This is a genomic window from Micromonospora ureilytica, assembly GCF_015751765.1.
Lineage (GTDB): Bacteria > Actinomycetota > Actinomycetes > Mycobacteriales > Micromonosporaceae > Micromonospora > Micromonospora ureilytica.
Genome location: NZ_JADOTX010000001.1, coordinates 6,964,537 through 6,979,666, shown reverse-complemented (window position 1 = coordinate 6,979,666; position 15,130 = coordinate 6,964,537). Strand labels below are relative to the sequence as shown.

At 69.8% G+C, this 15,130-nt stretch carries 12 protein-coding genes and 2 tRNA genes; 5 read left to right on the top strand and 9 right to left on the bottom strand.

Features of this window, described 5'->3' with window-relative positions:
• Positions 1-70: 70 nt before the first annotated feature.
• The 5 genes from clpX to IW248_RS32160 all read right to left on the bottom strand — a co-directional run bounded on the left by clpX (position 71) and on the right by IW248_RS32160 (position 4,673).
• Positions 71-1,366, bottom strand: a complete 1,296-nt coding sequence (clpX, locus tag IW248_RS32180) for an ATP-dependent Clp protease ATP-binding subunit ClpX (RefSeq protein ID WP_124822673.1) — start codon at positions 1,364-1,366, stop codon at positions 71-73.
• 210 nt (positions 1,367-1,576) lie between these two features.
• The gene (locus tag IW248_RS32175; RefSeq protein ID WP_030333536.1) at positions 1,577-2,239 is read right to left on the bottom strand and encodes an ATP-dependent Clp protease proteolytic subunit; all 663 of its coding nucleotides are present in this window, start codon (positions 2,237-2,239) and stop codon (positions 1,577-1,579) included.
• 10 nt (positions 2,240-2,249) lie between these two features.
• Entirely contained in the window at positions 2,250-2,891 is a 642-nt protein-coding gene (locus IW248_RS32170) for an ATP-dependent Clp protease proteolytic subunit (protein ID WP_007464111.1), read from the bottom strand.
• A gap of 223 nt (positions 2,892-3,114) precedes the next feature.
• Positions 3,115-4,461 carry a trigger factor gene (gene tig / locus IW248_RS32165; protein ID WP_196929893.1) on the bottom strand — a complete coding sequence of 449 codons (1,347 nt, stop codon included), beginning with the start codon at positions 4,459-4,461 and terminating at the stop codon, positions 3,115-3,117.
• 138 nt (positions 4,462-4,599) lie between these two features.
• Positions 4,600-4,673 (bottom strand) — tRNA-Pro (locus IW248_RS32160).
• 321 nt (positions 4,674-4,994) lie between these two features.
• Between IW248_RS32160 and IW248_RS32155 the strand changes: the two genes are divergently transcribed.
• Together IW248_RS32155 and IW248_RS32150 are read left to right on the top strand one after the other, a co-directional pair.
• Positions 4,995-5,068 (top strand) — tRNA-Gly (locus IW248_RS32155).
• Positions 5,069-5,223: 155 nt separating this feature from the next.
• Complete coding sequence (locus IW248_RS32150; RefSeq protein ID WP_196929892.1) at positions 5,224-5,616, top strand: hypothetical protein; 393 nt, start codon at positions 5,224-5,226, stop codon at positions 5,614-5,616.
• 72 nt (positions 5,617-5,688) lie between these two features.
• Here the strand turns inward: IW248_RS32150 and IW248_RS32145 are convergent, their stop codons facing one another.
• Positions 5,689-6,519, bottom strand: coding sequence for a hypothetical protein (locus tag IW248_RS32145; RefSeq protein WP_196929891.1), 831 nt, complete (start codon positions 6,517-6,519; stop codon positions 5,689-5,691).
• A complete protein-coding gene (locus IW248_RS32140; protein ID WP_196929890.1) occupies positions 6,516-7,025 on the bottom strand; it encodes a SigE family RNA polymerase sigma factor in 510 nt (169 codons plus the stop codon). The genes IW248_RS32145 and IW248_RS32140 overlap by 4 nt, the downstream gene beginning before the upstream one ends.
• A gap of 185 nt (positions 7,026-7,210) precedes the next feature.
• Between IW248_RS32140 and IW248_RS32135 the strand changes: the two genes are divergently transcribed.
• The 3 genes from IW248_RS32135 to IW248_RS32125 all read left to right on the top strand — a co-directional run bounded on the left by IW248_RS32135 (position 7,211) and on the right by IW248_RS32125 (position 10,909).
• On the top strand, positions 7,211-9,361 hold the full coding sequence (locus IW248_RS32135) for a M14 family zinc carboxypeptidase (protein WP_196929889.1): 2,151 nt from the start codon (positions 7,211-7,213) through the stop codon (positions 9,359-9,361).
• Positions 9,362-9,560: 199 nt separating this feature from the next.
• On the top strand, positions 9,561-9,722 hold the full coding sequence (locus tag IW248_RS32130) for a hypothetical protein (RefSeq protein WP_231396520.1): 162 nt from the start codon (positions 9,561-9,563) through the stop codon (positions 9,720-9,722).
• A gap of 86 nt (positions 9,723-9,808) precedes the next feature.
• On the top strand, positions 9,809-10,909 hold the full coding sequence (locus IW248_RS32125) for an aKG-HExxH-type peptide beta-hydroxylase (protein ID WP_231396519.1): 1,101 nt from the start codon (positions 9,809-9,811) through the stop codon (positions 10,907-10,909).
• Positions 10,910-10,952: 43 nt separating this feature from the next.
• Here IW248_RS32125 and fxsT read toward each other — a convergent pair whose 3' ends face one another.
• Both fxsT and IW248_RS32115 read right to left on the bottom strand, forming a co-directional pair.
• Positions 10,953-14,153 (bottom strand): FxSxx-COOH system tetratricopeptide repeat protein, encoded by a 3,201-nt coding sequence (gene fxsT, locus IW248_RS32120; RefSeq protein ID WP_196929887.1) that lies wholly within the window; start codon positions 14,151-14,153, stop codon positions 10,953-10,955.
• Positions 14,150-15,115, bottom strand: a complete 966-nt coding sequence (locus IW248_RS32115) for a trypsin-like peptidase domain-containing protein (RefSeq protein ID WP_196929886.1) — start codon at positions 15,113-15,115, stop codon at positions 14,150-14,152. The genes fxsT and IW248_RS32115 overlap by 4 nt, the downstream gene beginning before the upstream one ends.
• Positions 15,116-15,130: the final 15 nt, after the last annotated feature.

Genomic DNA, 15,130 nt, shown 5'->3' with positions numbered 1-15,130 from the left:
GGGAAAGCGCCGCCGAACACGATCACGCCGGCCGCGTCAGGATCGGACGGCCGGCGTGACGCGGAAAGGATCAGGCGGACTTCTCTTCGCGGTCGCGCCGGGCCCGGCGCCCGGTGAACTCACGCGGCACGATCGTCGGGTTGACGTTCTCCAGGACGACCTCGCGGGTGATCAGCACGCGGGCGGCGTCGGGGTTGCTCGGCACCTCGTACATCGCGGAGAGCAGGACCTCCTCGATGATGGCCCGAAGACCACGGGCACCGGTGCCCCGCAGCATCGCCTGGTCGGCGATGGCTTCCAACGCCGGCTCGTCGAACTCGAGCTCGACACCGTCCAGCTCGAACAGGCGCTGGTATTGCCGGACCAGGGCGTTGCGGGGCTCGGTGAGGATCCGTACGAGAGCGCTGCGGTCCAGGCTGCGCACGTTGGTGATCACCGGCAGCCGGCCGACGAACTCGGGGATCAGCCCGAACTTGAGCATGTCTTCCGGCATGACCTGGCTGAAGATGTCGTCAGTCGACCGATCGGACACCGACCGGAGCCGGGCGCCGAAGCCGGTGCCGCCCTGCCCGGTGCGGGACTCGATGATCTGGTCGAGGCCGGCGAACGCGCCACCACAGATGAACAGCACGTTTGTGGTGTCGATCTGGATGAACTCCTGGTGCGGGTGCTTGCGGCCACCCTGCGGCGGCACGTTGGCCGTCGTGCCCTCAAGCATCTTGAGCAGGGCCTGCTGCACGCCCTCACCGGAGACATCCCGCGTGATCGACGGATTTTCCGACTTGCGGGCGATCTTGTCGACCTCGTCGATGTAGATGATGCCGGTCTCGGCGCGCTTGATGTCGTAGTCGGCGGCCTGGATCAGCTTGAGGAGGATGTTCTCCACGTCCTCGCCGACGTAGCCCGCCTCGGTCAGCGCGGTGGCGTCGGCGATGGCGAACGGGACGTTCAACATCCGGGCGAGGGTCTGCGCCAGGTGGGTCTTGCCGCACCCCGTCGGGCCGAGCAGCAGGATGTTGGACTTGGCCAGCTCGACGGCGTCACTGCCGGAGCCGGGCGCGTTGGCCGCCTCGGCCTGGATGCGCTTGTAGTGGTTGTAGACCGCGACCGCGAGCGCCTTCTTGGCCTGATCCTGTCCCACGACGTAGGTGTCGAGGAACTGGCAGATCTCCATCGGCTTGGGAAGCTCTTCCCACTTCACCTCGCCGGACTCGGCCAGCTCCTCTTCGATGATCTCGTTACAGAGATCGATGCACTCGTCGCAGATGTAGACCCCTGGGCCCGCGATGAGCTTCTTGACCTGCTTCTGCGACTTGCCGCAGAAGGAGCATTTCAGTAGGTCGCCGCCGTCACCGATCCGTGCCACCTACGTTCTCCCTGCACTCATCGGCCGGAGACCCGGCCCTGACCTGCGGACGTTGCGCGCCGCCCGGCTTGGTTCGCGCCGCCGGCCGAACCGGCGAAGCGGTACGGACCCGACGTTACCCGCTGGCGGGGCATTCTCCGACCCCCAAAACGGGTGTGTCAGAGGTCGGCCAGGAACTCAAGCCCCGGCCAACCTCTGACCCGATACAGCTCAGCGGGCGGCGTTGGCCGCCAGCAGACCCTTCTTACGACTGGTCAGGATCGTGTCGACCAGCCCGTACTCCTTGGACTCCTCGGCCGTCATGATCTTGTCACGGTCGATGTCCTTGCGAACCTGCTCGATCGGGCGGTTGCAGTGGCGGGACAGCATGTCCTCCAGCTGCGTACGCATCCGCAGGATCTCCCGGGCCTGGATCTCGATGTCCGAGCCCTGCCCGTAGCCGCCCTCGGTGGCCGGCTGGTGGATGATGATCCGCGAGTTCGGCAGGGCCATCCGCTTACCCGGAGTGCCCGCCGAGAGCAGCACCGCCGCCGCGCTCGCCGCCTGCCCGAGGCAGACCGTCGAGATGTCCGGACGGACGTACTGCATGGTGTCGTAGATCGCCGTCATGGCGGTGAACGACCCACCCGGCGAGTTGATGTACATGATGATGTCGCGGTCCGGGTCGGTGCCCTCGAGCGTCAGCAGCTGGGCCATCACGTCGTTGGCCGACGCGTCGTCCACCTGGACGCCGAGGAAGATGATCCGGTCCTCGAAGAGCTTGTTGTACGGGTTCGACTCCTTGACCCCGTACGACGTGCGCTCGACGAACGACGGCAGCACGTAGCGGTTGTGCACGGCCGCGAACTGGGGCGGCAGGCTCAGATCGGTCATCGTCAGCTCCTCAGCTCAGGGTCCCGGCGCCATCCGGAACCTGTGCGGCCCCGATGATCACCTTGTCGATGAAGCCGTAGTCCATGGCCTCCTGGGCGGTGAACCAACGGTCCCGGTCCGAGTCGGCCTCGATCTGCGACTGGCTCTGGCCGGTGTGGTGCGCGACCCGCTCCTGGAACATCCGCTTCGTGTAGAGCATCTGCTCCGCCTGGATGGCGATGTCGGACGCCGTGCCGCCCAGACCACCGGACGGCTGGTGCATCATGATCCGTGCGTGGGGCAGGGCGTACCGCTTGCCCTTGGTGCCCGCGCAGAGCAGCAGCTGACCCATTGAGGCAGCCATGCCCATCGCCACGGTCGACACGTCGTTGTCGATGAACTGCATGGTGTCGTAGATCGCCATGCCGGAGTAGACCGAGCCACCCGGCGAGTTGATCCACAGGTTGATGTCGCGGTCCGGGTCCTCCGCGGCGAGCAGCAGCAGCTGCGCGCAGATGCGGTTGGCGACCTGGTCGGTCACCTCACTGCCCAGGAAGATGATGCGCTCCTTGAGCAACCGGTTGTAGACCGAGTCGTCGAGGTTGCCAATGGAGTCGCCACCGCGCGCGTCAATCGCCCGGAGCGACTTCTTGGGGATGTGCATGTCGGTCATGGCAGCCCTTCGCTCTCCGTACCGTCTTTCCCGACACTAACCGCTGTGCGGGGCGGCAGAGTCCCGGTCGGGGCAGTGTTCGCTCTCAGCGCAGCTGTGTCGGGCGTACCCGCGGCGCGGGCTTCCGGGCGTACCCGGCAGTGCTTGCTGCCCGGGAATACCCCCGGAAAGGGAAACGGCCGCCGTCTACCGCTGAGCGGCGGACGGCGGCCGCACCCGACGATCAGTGGTCGTGGTTGTGCTCCGCCTCGTTGGCGGCGCGCAGCGCGTCGAGGGTGATCCCGTTGCCGGCCGAGTCCTTGATCGTGATCTTCTCCATGACGGCCGCGAGCGCCTTGCCCCGCCGCACGTCGCCGAAGACCGCTGCGGCCGCGCCGGAGCGCACCAGCTGGTCGTAGTACTGCTGCGGGGCCATCCCGGCACGCTGCGCCCGGTGCACGATCTCGTGCCCGAACTCGTCGTCGGAGACCTGCACGTCCTCCGCGTCGGCAAGCGTGTCCAGCAGGAGCTGGACCTTGACGCCCTCGGTCGCCGCCTCGGTCAGCTCGGTGTCGATCTGCTCCTCGGTCTTGTCCTCGGCCGCGAGGTACTCCTCCATCGAGGCGCCGATCCGCTCCAGCTGGTCGACCATCGCCTGCTTGCGGCTCTCGACCTCCTCGCGGACGACACCCTCCGGGGCCGGGATCTCGGCGGCCTCGACCAGCTGGGCGAGGGCCTTGTCCCGAGCGGCGTAGATCTGCTCGACCTGCTTGCCCTGGTTGACCCGGGCCCGCAGGTCGCCGCGCAGCTCCTCGATCGTGTCGAACTCGCTCGCCATCTGGGCGAACTCGTCGTTCAGCTCCGGCAGCTCCTTCTCCTTGACCGTGCGCACGGTCACCGCCACCTCGGCGTCCCGACCGGCGAAGTCGCCGCCGACCAGCTGGGTGGTGAAGGTGGTGTCGTCACCGGCGGCAAGGCCGACCACGGCCTCGTCCAGGCCCGGCAGGAGCTGCTTGCTGCCCACCTCGTGGGAGATGTTGCTCGCCTGGCCGCCCGGCACGTCCTCGCCGTCGACGGTGGCGTTGAGGTCGATCTGGACGAAGTCGCCCTCGGCGGCGGCCCGCTCCACGGTCTTGAGGGTCGCGAAACGCTCCCGCAGGTTCTTCACCTGCTCGTCGATCTCGGTCTCGTCGATCTGCAGCTCGTCGACGGTCACCTCGATGGTGCTCGCGTCCGGGATGGTGATCTCCGGGCGGACGTCGACCTCGGCCGTGAAGTTCAGCGAGTCACCGTCGTTGAACTCGGTGATCTCGACCTCCGGGCGCCCCAGCGTCTTCAGGTCGTGCTCGCGCACGGCGGCGAGGATGTTCTCCGGGATGGCCTCCTGGACCGCCTCGTTGAGGACGGTGCCCCGGCCGACCCGCTGGTCGATCACCGCGGTCGGCACCTTGCCCCGGCGGAAGCCCGGAACCTGGACCTGCGAACCGATCTCCCGGTACGCCTTCTTGAGGCTCGGCTCGAGCTCGACGAACGGCACCTCGATGGCGAGCCGCACGCGCGTCGGGCTCAGAGTCTCGACGGTGCTCTTCACAGGCGTACTCCTTGACGGATCTCAGTTGAGTCTGGGCGTGATTCAGCCCATCGAGTGTAGGCGAGCCGGCCTGACGCTCCGGCATCGCCCGGGGGCCGCACTGGGCGGCACCCGGGTGGGCCCGGCCGCGGACGACAGTCGGGGTGGCGGGATTTGAACCCACGGCCCCTCGCTCCCAAAGCGAGTGCGCTACCAAGCTGCGCCACACCCCGTGGCGACGTGCAGTCTATGCCGTCGTCACGCCTCAGTCGGTGCCGGGGCATCCCCCACCCGGACACATCACCCGAAAATTACCATTCCGCTCCGCTTACGTACCGCCATGATCCGCAGGGCGACCCCAAGATCCGCACAACTTCACTGACGTAGTGGTCTCCTCGAACGGAGAGGCCACTACATCCCGGATGTTGTGCGGATCTTGGGGTCGGCGGCCGCCGGGGTCGCGCACGACGCGGCACCGCGGGCGGCGACGCGGTTACGCGTCGGGTAAAGACATTGGGTACGCTGTGGGCGCGTCCCGTTTTGGCGGGATGCACGCGGGCGTAGCTCAATGGTAGAGCTTCAGTCTTCCAAACTGACTACGCGAGTTCGATTCTCGTCGCCCGCTCCAACGCCCTCCGGCCCAGGTCGGAGGGCATTTTGGTGGGCGGCCTGCGCCCGTGCGATGCCCGAGCGGGTGCCCGACGACCAGCCGGGGCGCCGGACGTTCGATGTTTGCCGATACGGCCGCTGCGCAGACGATGGCGGACGGCCGAGACTGTAGCGATGTCATCCGATGGTGCGGGCGCCCCACGCAGGCAGGTCGTCACTGCCGCTCTGCTCGTCGTCGTCGGTGTGCTGGTCCTCTTCGTCCCGGCCGGTGACGAGGGCAAAGTTCTCGTGCCCATCAGCGAGGGTCACGGGCTGTCCGCCGTGGACGGGGTCGGCGCAGCGCTGCTGACGGCGGGCGGCACCTGGCTGGAGGTGCTGGTGATACGACGCCTGCCGTACCTCGCCCTGCCGCCACGGGCCCTGTTCGCACTCGGCCTGCTGGCCGGTCTCGGCGTGGGGCTCCTGGTCGCCTCGGCCTTCTCGGGATTCTTCTGGTGGTGGGCCGTCGGCGCCGCCACGCTCGGCATTGCCCTCCTCGTCCTCGTGCCCCTCACAGCGCGCCGCTGAGAGAACGGCACGGCCCAGGTAAACGGCACGGTGTCGGCACCTGGACCCGCTCGGCGACGCCGAGTCGCCGTGTCACTTCAGGTGGAACCGTTCGTCGACCGCGAGAGCCGCCAACTGCGGCACGGAGAACGGCAGCTTCGTCAACGCCGGCCGGCTCTCGTCGAGTCGTACGCCCTGCGCCACGAAGACCACCACCCCGTCCGGGTGCCGGTACGCCGACCACTGGTCGAGCCGGTCGTCGCTGCCCGGACGGACCACCACGCCGACCCGCACCGTCCCGACGGACTCGACCTGGCATTCGCCCCGCATGCCCCAGAACTGCTGGGCCAGGGCGCACGGCTCGGTCGGGAACGGGTTGCCGGCGTCGTGCACCTCGACGATCACACGCCCGGTGCCCTTGCCCTGCGCCACGGCGACGGAGGAGGAGTAGCTCCACACGTCGACGCCACCCACCTTGTCCTCGAACTGCGCCTGGTTGGTCCGCAGCGTCCGCTGTTCTGCGGACTGGCCCGGCGGGTCCTCCGGCGCGGTGAAGCCGGCGGGTACGACCGAGACAGTCTCAGTGAGCAGGTGGACTCCCTGCTCATACTTGGATCCGGCCCGCGCGGTCCGGTCCTCCTGCGGTTGGCCGTCCGGCCCGGTCGGCCACGGTTCCTTGGTGTCCGGAGCAGCCGGTGGCCCCTGACCCGCCGGTTCGTAGACATGGCCGTCCGGAGTGGCGACGGCCGCGAAGCCGGTGACCGCCAGCACGACAGCCGCCGACCCGAGGGACGCCCACAGCGCGCGTCGGCGGAAGTGCGTCCGCCGTGCCGCGCCGAGCGCGGCGCCCGTACTCAATGGTCGTGGCGGGGTTATCCCCGCCATCTCGCTGCGGAGCCCCTCGCGGAACTCTTCCTCGTTCATCGCTCCCCCATCTCGATCCCGCTGTAGGTGGGTGACAGGAGGCCGCGCAACGTGTCGAGCCCGCGTGCCGCCTGGCTCTTCACCGTCCCTGGAGAACACTCCAGCAGCGCCGCGACGTCCTCGATCGACAGGTCCTCCCAGTACCGCAGAACCAGCACGGCCCGCTGACGCGGCGCCACCCGGGCCAGCGCCTGGAGCAGCACCAGTCGGCTCTCCGGCGAGTCCGGCGGGGCCGCCTGCTCGGCGTCCTCGCCACCCACCCGTTCGCGCCGCCACCAGCCGCGACGGCGCTCGTCGAGGAAGGTCCGGATCAGGATCTGGCGCACGTAACTGTCGAGCACCTCGTGCCGGGATACCCGGTTCCAGACCCGGTAGAGCTTGACGAACGCCGTCTGGACCAGGTCCTCGGCACGGTGCCAGTCGCCGCACAGCAGGTACGCGGTGCCGCGCATGACACCGGACCGTGCCGCGAAGTACTCGGCGAACGCCTCGTCGCGATCGCTCATTCAGGCCTCCGATCCCCGTTTCGAGTTAGTCACGCGGGGTCTGGCCCAGCGGGTTGCCCCGGAACTCGCGGACATGTCACGGGATCAACGGCGGAAGGGCCGAGCCGACACCCTTACCTTGACAGGTGTCGATCTGTGCACTGGTGTAAGGACCAAGCACATCGACGTCCGTCACAGGAGGGCACATGATCGTCCGACGACGGTGGACAGCTGCAGCCACCACAGTGATCCTGTTCAGCGCAGTGTTGTCCCATCCCGCTTCCGCAGCGGCGGCACCCGCGGCCCCGGCCGCGCCGATCACTCTGAGCGCCACCGAAACCGCACTGGTCCGAGTCCAGCTCCGCGACCAGGCCCAGCTGGACCGGCTCGTCGCCACCGGCGCGGACCTGGCCAACCGGCCCCGAGCGCGGGACGGCCGGATCATCGCCGACCTGGTGCTCAGCGGCACACAGCTCGCCGAACTGACCGCGCAGGGCGCGACGGCCGTGCAGATCGTTCAACGCGCCGGGGACGGGAACCGGCACTACGCCGACAGCGTCCGCGCGGCCCAGGCCCGCACCGCCGCCGGACTGCGTACGCCGGCCCCCGGCCAGCGGTCCAGCACCGCCGCCGCTGCCGTGGACACCCTCCAGGTGCAGCAGGCGTACTGGTGGACGACGACCGGACAGACCTTCCTGCAGGCCCAGGTGGCCACCACCGCCACCGACGACCCGGATGTGGAGATCACCGTCAGTTGGCGGACGGCGGACGGCGCCACCGGCTCGTTCCCACTGTTCCGGTTCGAGGACTCCGGCGAGTACCAGTACCACTACGCGCTCCCCCAGCCGGTGCCGAGCCGACCGGTTCAGCTGACTGCCACCTCCAGCCTCGGCGGGGTCAGCCGGGCGATCACGCCGACGCTCTGGCCGAATGCCTCCCCACCGCCGCTGCCGACCGGCTACCAGAAGAACTTCATCGACGCGTACCTGACGCCCGTGGACATCCAGGCACGGATCAAGCGGTTGGCCCGCCAGTACCGGGACCTGGTGGACGTGATCGACCTACCGAACAAGACCCAGGGCTATCGGCGCACCGCCGCCGCGTACCTGGGCGACCCGGCCGTGGCGGCGGTGGTGGTCGAGTCGGTCCGCTTCGGCGACCAGAACATGAACGGCGTACAGGTGCGGACGGTCGACCCGGGCCGGGCGAACCGGCCACTGACCGTCGGCTACCGCGACCGCGTCCTCACCGTGTCGCTGGCCACCGACACCGCCGGCAAGACGGTGAGCACCACCGACGAGGTAGCGGCGGCGATCAACGCCCGTCAACCGGACCGGTTCCGGGCCACTGTCGAGGACGGCTCGGCCGGGTTGCCGATGCCCGTCGCCGGCCCCACCCGACTCGACGACGGCCTCCAGGGCACCGAGGTGCCGGCACGGCCGTGGACGGTGCAGGCGCTACGCCTCGGCGTACACCGGGACGGCTCCCGGGTCGGGGTGCTCGCGTACTCCCAGGAACACGCCCGGGAGTGGGCCACCCCGCTGGTGACGCTGGAGTTCGCCGAGCGGATGCTGGCCAACGCCCGGACCGACCCGGCCACCCGTGAGCTGCTGGAGCAGGTCGACATCTTCGTCATCCCGACGGTCAACCCGGACGGCGCGAACTACTCGTTCAACGACTTCAACTTCCAGCGCAAGAATCTCGTCAACCACTGCACCGGGGCGGCCCGCGACCCGAAGAACCGCACCTCGTGGGGCGTCGACATCAACCGCAACTACACCGTCGGGTCGTTCTTCGACGGCTACGTGGGCGCCAGCGCCAACTGCCTGTCCGGCACCTTCGCGGGCACGGCCGAGCTGTCCGAGGCGGAGAGCCGCAACGTGATCACGCTCGCCGAGGACCACCCGAACATCAAGTTCGCGATGAACGTGCACTCCTACGGCGGGTACTTCATGTGGCCGCCGGGGGCGTACCGGGCCGACGGCAGGGTCACCCTGCCGCGACCGTCGATCGACGAGTCGACGCTGTTCCTCAACAGCGCCCGGCGGATCGTCGGCGCCATCGCACAGGAGCGCGGCACCGTCACCTGGCCGTCGCAGACCGGACCTGTCGCCGACGTGCTCTACTCCGCCGCCGGCAACTCGGCCGACCAGCTCTACTACGAGCTGGGCATCTTCGCCTGGGACTTCGAGGTCGGCAACGACCTGTGGAACCCGGCGACCAACCAGTGGGAGGGCGTCGGCTTCCAGCCGCCGTTCGACGAGGCGCACGGCGAGTCCCAGGAGTACGCCGGCGGTCTGGTGGAGATGGTCCGGGTGGCCCGCGACTACGCCGCTGCCGAGGCTGCCGCCGACTGACCCACGGCTCTCGTACCGCCGCCGGCCGCAACCCGGCGGCGGTACGAGGTGCCCGGCCTGTCGTGGCTCAGCGCCGACCGCGAGCGGTGACGGACGGTAAGCCGATGGTGATCACAGACGTAGACGTGTTTTCATGTCAGCACGCCTGCGCCAACCCGGGACATCGATGACTGAGCAACCCGCACCTGATCACCTCGTTGTGGTTGACGTGTTGACGCAGGGCCTGAGCCACCTGCTACGCGACGAGGATCCGGAACTGGCCCGATGGATCGAGGAACTGGTCGCGACACTGAAGACTCCCCGGCAGACGACGCTGTCCGGCTGGAACAGCTTCCTCGACCCCGGCGTCGACTCCACCTGACCCGGTCGGAGTTCACACGCCTGGCCGAGGGCCGGGCGGGCCCCGCTTCCATCCGCGGTCTGCGGCACGCACAACGCAACCGCACGATGCTCGTCCTCAAGGGCCTCGCCGATCGGGACGACGCCCTGGCGGCGTCGGCGCACCTGCTCGGCCACGCCCACCGCCTCGACCCCGCCGCCGTGGACGTGCTGCTCGATCACCCGTGGCTGGCCGTCTGGGCGATCGATCGCGTCCGGCACGGCACCACCGGCCGACCGGACTACCTCCCGTTCGCGGCGCTCGCGGCGGCCACCCTCAGCGGTTGGTCAGACGCTGCGGTGCCGGTCACACCGTGTGCGGGGCTGGTGCCCGTGCCGGGCCTCGGGGTGGTGCGCCGACCCGGCGGCAGCACGACGGTGACGCCGGCCGACCTGAGCGGGCGACAGTGGACGCCCATCCGCTGGTGGCGGTTCACCGACCAGAGGGTCACCCTCGACCTCCGCGTCGACGACCTGGACCCCTACCGCGACTGCTTCAGCCTGCCGGTCGCCACCCGGCTCTCCCCACCCCGGGCCGCGGCGTTGAAACGGTCCGTCGGGCACGCCTGGCACCTGCTCGTCGCGTACGCCCCGACGCACGCCGCCGAGGTCGCCGCCGGGATCAGCACGTTCGTGCCACTGGCCGACGGCACCGAGCGCGGGCACAGTGTCACGCACGCCGACGCCTTCGGCGCGTTCGCCGCCGACGCCGATCTCGACCCGGTGGACCTGGCCGTGACGATGGTGCACGAGCTGCAACACAGCAAACTCAACGCCGTCCTCGGCCTGGTTCAGCTCTACGAACCGACCGACCCGGTGCGGTACTTCGCGCCCTGGCGTCCCGACCCCCGCCCGATCGGCGGGCTGCTGCACGGCACGTACGCCTTCACTGCCGTCGCCGAGGTGTGGGCCGCGCTGCGCGCCCATCCGGACCTGGGGGCCCAGGCCACCGCGCGGTTCGCGGTGGTACGGGCGCAACTGGAGCGCGCCCTGGTCGAACTCGGCCGGGCCGGAAGCCTCACCTCGGCCGGGCGGCTCTGGGCGGATCGCCTGACCGAACGGATCGGTCAGCTGGCCGCCGTGCCGGTTCCGGCGTCCGCTGACGCCGCCGCGCGGCGGGAGGTGGCGGAGGCCGAGCGCACCCGTCTACCGACGATCACCACCGGATGACTCCGCGACTCGCGCACGGCCGTCACCGCCGCCGAACGAGGCGTCAGGTCAGCCCGACGGTTTCGATGTCGCACTCGATGCGGCGTTGACCCCGCGCGGCGTCCACCTCCGGATGATCCGGCCCGAACAACGCCTCCAGCGCCGCGGCAGCCTCGTCGAGCAGCTCGCGGCCCCGAACCTCCTCGCCGACCTCGATCAGATCGACCGACGCGTTGACCGCACAGTAGAGCGTGTACGGATGCCCCGGTCCCCGCAGACGACGCGAGTCCTCAAGGATCGCCGCGGAGAGCACCTGCGCCTGCTCCAGCCGGTGCGACCGGACCAGGTTGATCGCCTGCGCGGAGCGCGCGCTCAGCAGGTACGGATGGGTTGGCGGCAGCGCCTCGCCCATCGCCTGCAAGGTGGCCGCACCCAGCTCCCGCGCCTCACGGTCGAAGTTGCGAGCACGCAGGATCACACCGAGGTTGACCGCGGCGCAGAGCGTGACCGGATGCCGCTCCCCGAAGACGGATCGGAAGGTGGCGTGCCCCTGGGCGGCCAGGGCGTACGCCTGGGTCGCGTCGCCCGCTGCGCGCATGGCGTTGGCGCAGGTCATGCCCGCCTCCGCGGCCAGCACATGGTCGGTCCCGAACCGGCGGGTCACCAGCCGGTAGTTGGCCGCGCCCTCGGTCACGGCGGCGTCGAGTCGCCCCGTCTTGCGCAGGCAGGCGATGTGGATGCAGGTGGCGCGCAGCACGGTGAGGTGCTCGGCGCCCAGCAGCGAACGTTGCACCGGCAGGGAGCTGTCCAGCAGTTCCAACGCGTCGGCGTACCGGCCCAGGAGGTAGAGGTCGCGCGCCTGGGCCTCCTGGGCCAGCACCAGCGCATAGGTGCCGTCCTCCGCGGCCGCACCGGCGTGCCGTGCCACTTCGAGGTTGAGCTGGTACGCCCCTTCGAAGTCACCGATCAGGCGAAGGTTGATCGCCATCGAGTTCATCACCCGCAGCGTGCTCGGATGCCCGTCGCCGAGCACCCGACGGTGCACGTCGAGATTGCGCCGGTCCAGGTCGGCGGCGGCCACGAAGTCGCCGATCCGCCGCAGGTCAGCGCCGACGCTGTTCGCCGCACCGAGGGTGTACTCGTGCTCCTCACCGAGGCTCGTCCGCATCCGCTCCAGCGCCTCAAGGCCGAACTCGGCCGCGCGCGGGTCGGCGAGTAGCCGCAGGGCGTCCGCGTACCGTCGCATCGCCAGCAGGGTCAGCGGGTCGCCGCTGCGGTCGCCGTTCGGACCGGGCTGGTCCCAGGCGGCCAGGATCTCCTCGGCGAAGTCCCGACAGCCTTCGAAGTCACCCAGGTTGTAGATGTAGCGCAGCTGGTCCATCGCCGTCCGGCGGGCGTCGAGGTCACCGTGGATCAGGCCGGCGACGCGGACGTGTGGCGCGATGTCGGCGTGGCGGGGCCAGGTGCTCCGGTCGTCGGGGAAGCCCGGGTTGGCGGCGGCCAGCAGCCGGCGGGCGTTCGTCAGCGGGCTGTCGTCGCCCTGCTCGGCGAGCCCCTCCCGGAGGACCGCCTGCACCAGCCGGTGCACCTGCACGTGTCGGCCGGCGTTGTCCGCCTTCGCGAGCCCGAGCGACGCCAGTTGCCGGATGGCCCGGGCTATGTCGTTGCGCTCCTGGAGGCTGGTGCGCAGCGGTTCGTCCAACCCGGCGCGGCGCCCCTCCCACAGCAGGCGCATCGGGACCGGGTCGGGGCTGAGGAAGGCGAGTAGCTGGATCAGCTGCGCGGCGGCGGGATTCTGCTCGCGTACCGCGGCGAGCGCCATCGACACCACAGTCAACACGGTGCCCCGGTACTGCCGGGGCTGCCCCTCGCCCAGCAGTTCCCGGGCGTGTTCCTTCAGGTCGACGAGGTATTCGTCGACCGACGACAGCATGGTGAGCAGCCAACTGGCGGCCTGTTCCAGGGCCAGCGGCAGGTCGCCGAGCTCCGCGGCGAGCCGGCGGGCGTCGTCAGGGGTGGTCGCGGGACGCCGCTTGAGCAGCAGTTCCACGCTCTCGGCCCGGGTGAACACGTCGACGTCCAGGGTCAGGGCACTCGCCGACCAGGCCATGTTGCGCGACGTGACGAGGACGTGGCCGCGTTCGCCGACGAGGTTCGACGAGGGCATGAGTGGGGCCAGCTCGTGCGGGTCGTCGGCATTGTCGTAGACCAGCAGCCAACTGAGCGAACTCGTCGACAGGGAGTCGAGCACCGTCCGCACGGTCTGCTCCAGGCTGGCGCTCGCCGCCAGGCCGAGCCGCTCGCCGAGGGCCGCGATCGAGGTACGCAGCGCACTGAGATCCTCGGCGGCCATCCACCAGATCAGCTGGTAACGGTCCGCGTACCGGTAGGCGAACTCGACAGCGAGCTGGGTCTTGCCGACCCCACCGACACCGCGCAGCGCCGCTTCCGGCAGCACCGACGCCCGATGCTGTGACGAGAGCAGCTCGTCGAGCGCGACGAGCTGCTTCTCCCGGCCGGTGAAGTACAGGTTGCGCGGTGGGACGCCGCCCCGAATGAGAGTTCGGGATCGCTGGGGCGTCGTCTCCTCGATGATGATCGTCCTGCGCATGTCGGATTCAGGTTCCTCTCCACCGGCCTCGGCCGGTGCCGCCTGGTGCGGGGATCGTAGCGACGTCCAGTGCGCCTTCGCAGTCACGCGCACATCGTCGAGGTCGGCGGCGCTCAACTGCAGGGCCGCCGCCGCATCCCGCAACCACTGCTCCAACGGCTTCTCGCCCGACTCGAGGCCGGCGAGGACCAGGCCCGCAAGCGCCACGGCGGCCGGGACCCGCCAGTCACCCGCCGGTTGCCAACCGACGGCGGCCACCAGGCCGGGCAGGTCGTCCGGTGACAACTGACGATCGGCGACCGCCACGACGGCCCCGGTCACCACCTCGGTCGGGACGTCAGTGAGCAACTGCGCGAGGCGCCAGGAGAGGTAGATCTGGTGGGCGGAGATGACCGCGGCGGCACCGGGGTGGAAGTTGCCGATGACCTGCAACAGCGTGGACAGGCCCCGGGGCTCCTGCGCGCAGGCGCGCACGATGAGGTAGACGTCGTAGCGGACCTCGGGGTGCCGGGGCACCGACAGTGGCTTACGCAGCTCCCCCTCGACCTCGTCGAGGTAGAGCGCACGGGTTTTTCCGTCGTTGATCGAACTCATCGACAGCAGTGCGTCGCAGATGGCTTGCACCTGGGCGTTCGGCATCCGGGGCGTCGTCACCGATTGTCCTCCGTACCGGTCAGCAGACCGAGGCTCTCGGCAAGGTCACGGAAGGCCCGCAGTGGCTTACTCGCCGACCCTTCCGTCAACAGCAGGACGCGATAGAGCGCCGCGATCCCATCCTCGTATTCTAAGCCCGTCCGAATCAGGCCGAACATGTCGAGACCCAATGGTCCGAATGGGTTCACCATCCGGCTGATGTGCGGTGGCAACGACTGAATGACCAATTGACGGCTGTCGGGGTGCCGGAGTACCGGTATTTCCTCCAGCAGTCGGGCCAGCGCCATCTTCTGCGCGAATGAGAGCGGCCCGGGTGCCGTCCGGCCAACGGCCGGCAGCGGGCCGGACGGCAGCAGGGCAGGCGGCAACAGGCCCGGCGGCAACAGGGCACGCCACTGCCCGACCGGCAGCATCCAGGCGACCAACTGCTGGCCGACGCTCGTGCGGGCAAGCACCATGCCCACCACGGCGCCATCCGGGGCGTACACCCCGGAACCACTGAACCCCCTGTCGACTCCCGCCGTGGCGGAGGAGATTCGGTCGAGTTGGCGCCACCCGGTGCTCGCGTCGACCGGCCCGACGGCCCGCGCCACCACCATGACGGACGCCGGGGTGTTGGCCGGAAAACCCACGATCCGCACGTCGAACTCGTCGTCGCCGCGATCGGCCAGGGTGGCCGGGGCGGACGGCAGCGGTGTGGCGCAGCGCAGGACCGCCAGGTCGCCGTCGCCCGCCGGGCCGACACCCCGCGACCAGGTCACCTCGGCGCCGACCAGGGTGCCGGGGTGGCTCGGTGTGTCGACGAGCAACCCGGGCCGGTCCGCCGCCCCGGTGCCGTCGTCGACGACATGCCAGCAGGTCAGCACCAGGTCGGCGGTCAGTTGGATGCCCGCGCCGATGACCGACGAGGAGGGGCCGCCGTGTATCCGTACCCGGCCGGCGAGCGACCGGGCGCCGGTCATCAGTGCTCCGCCGAC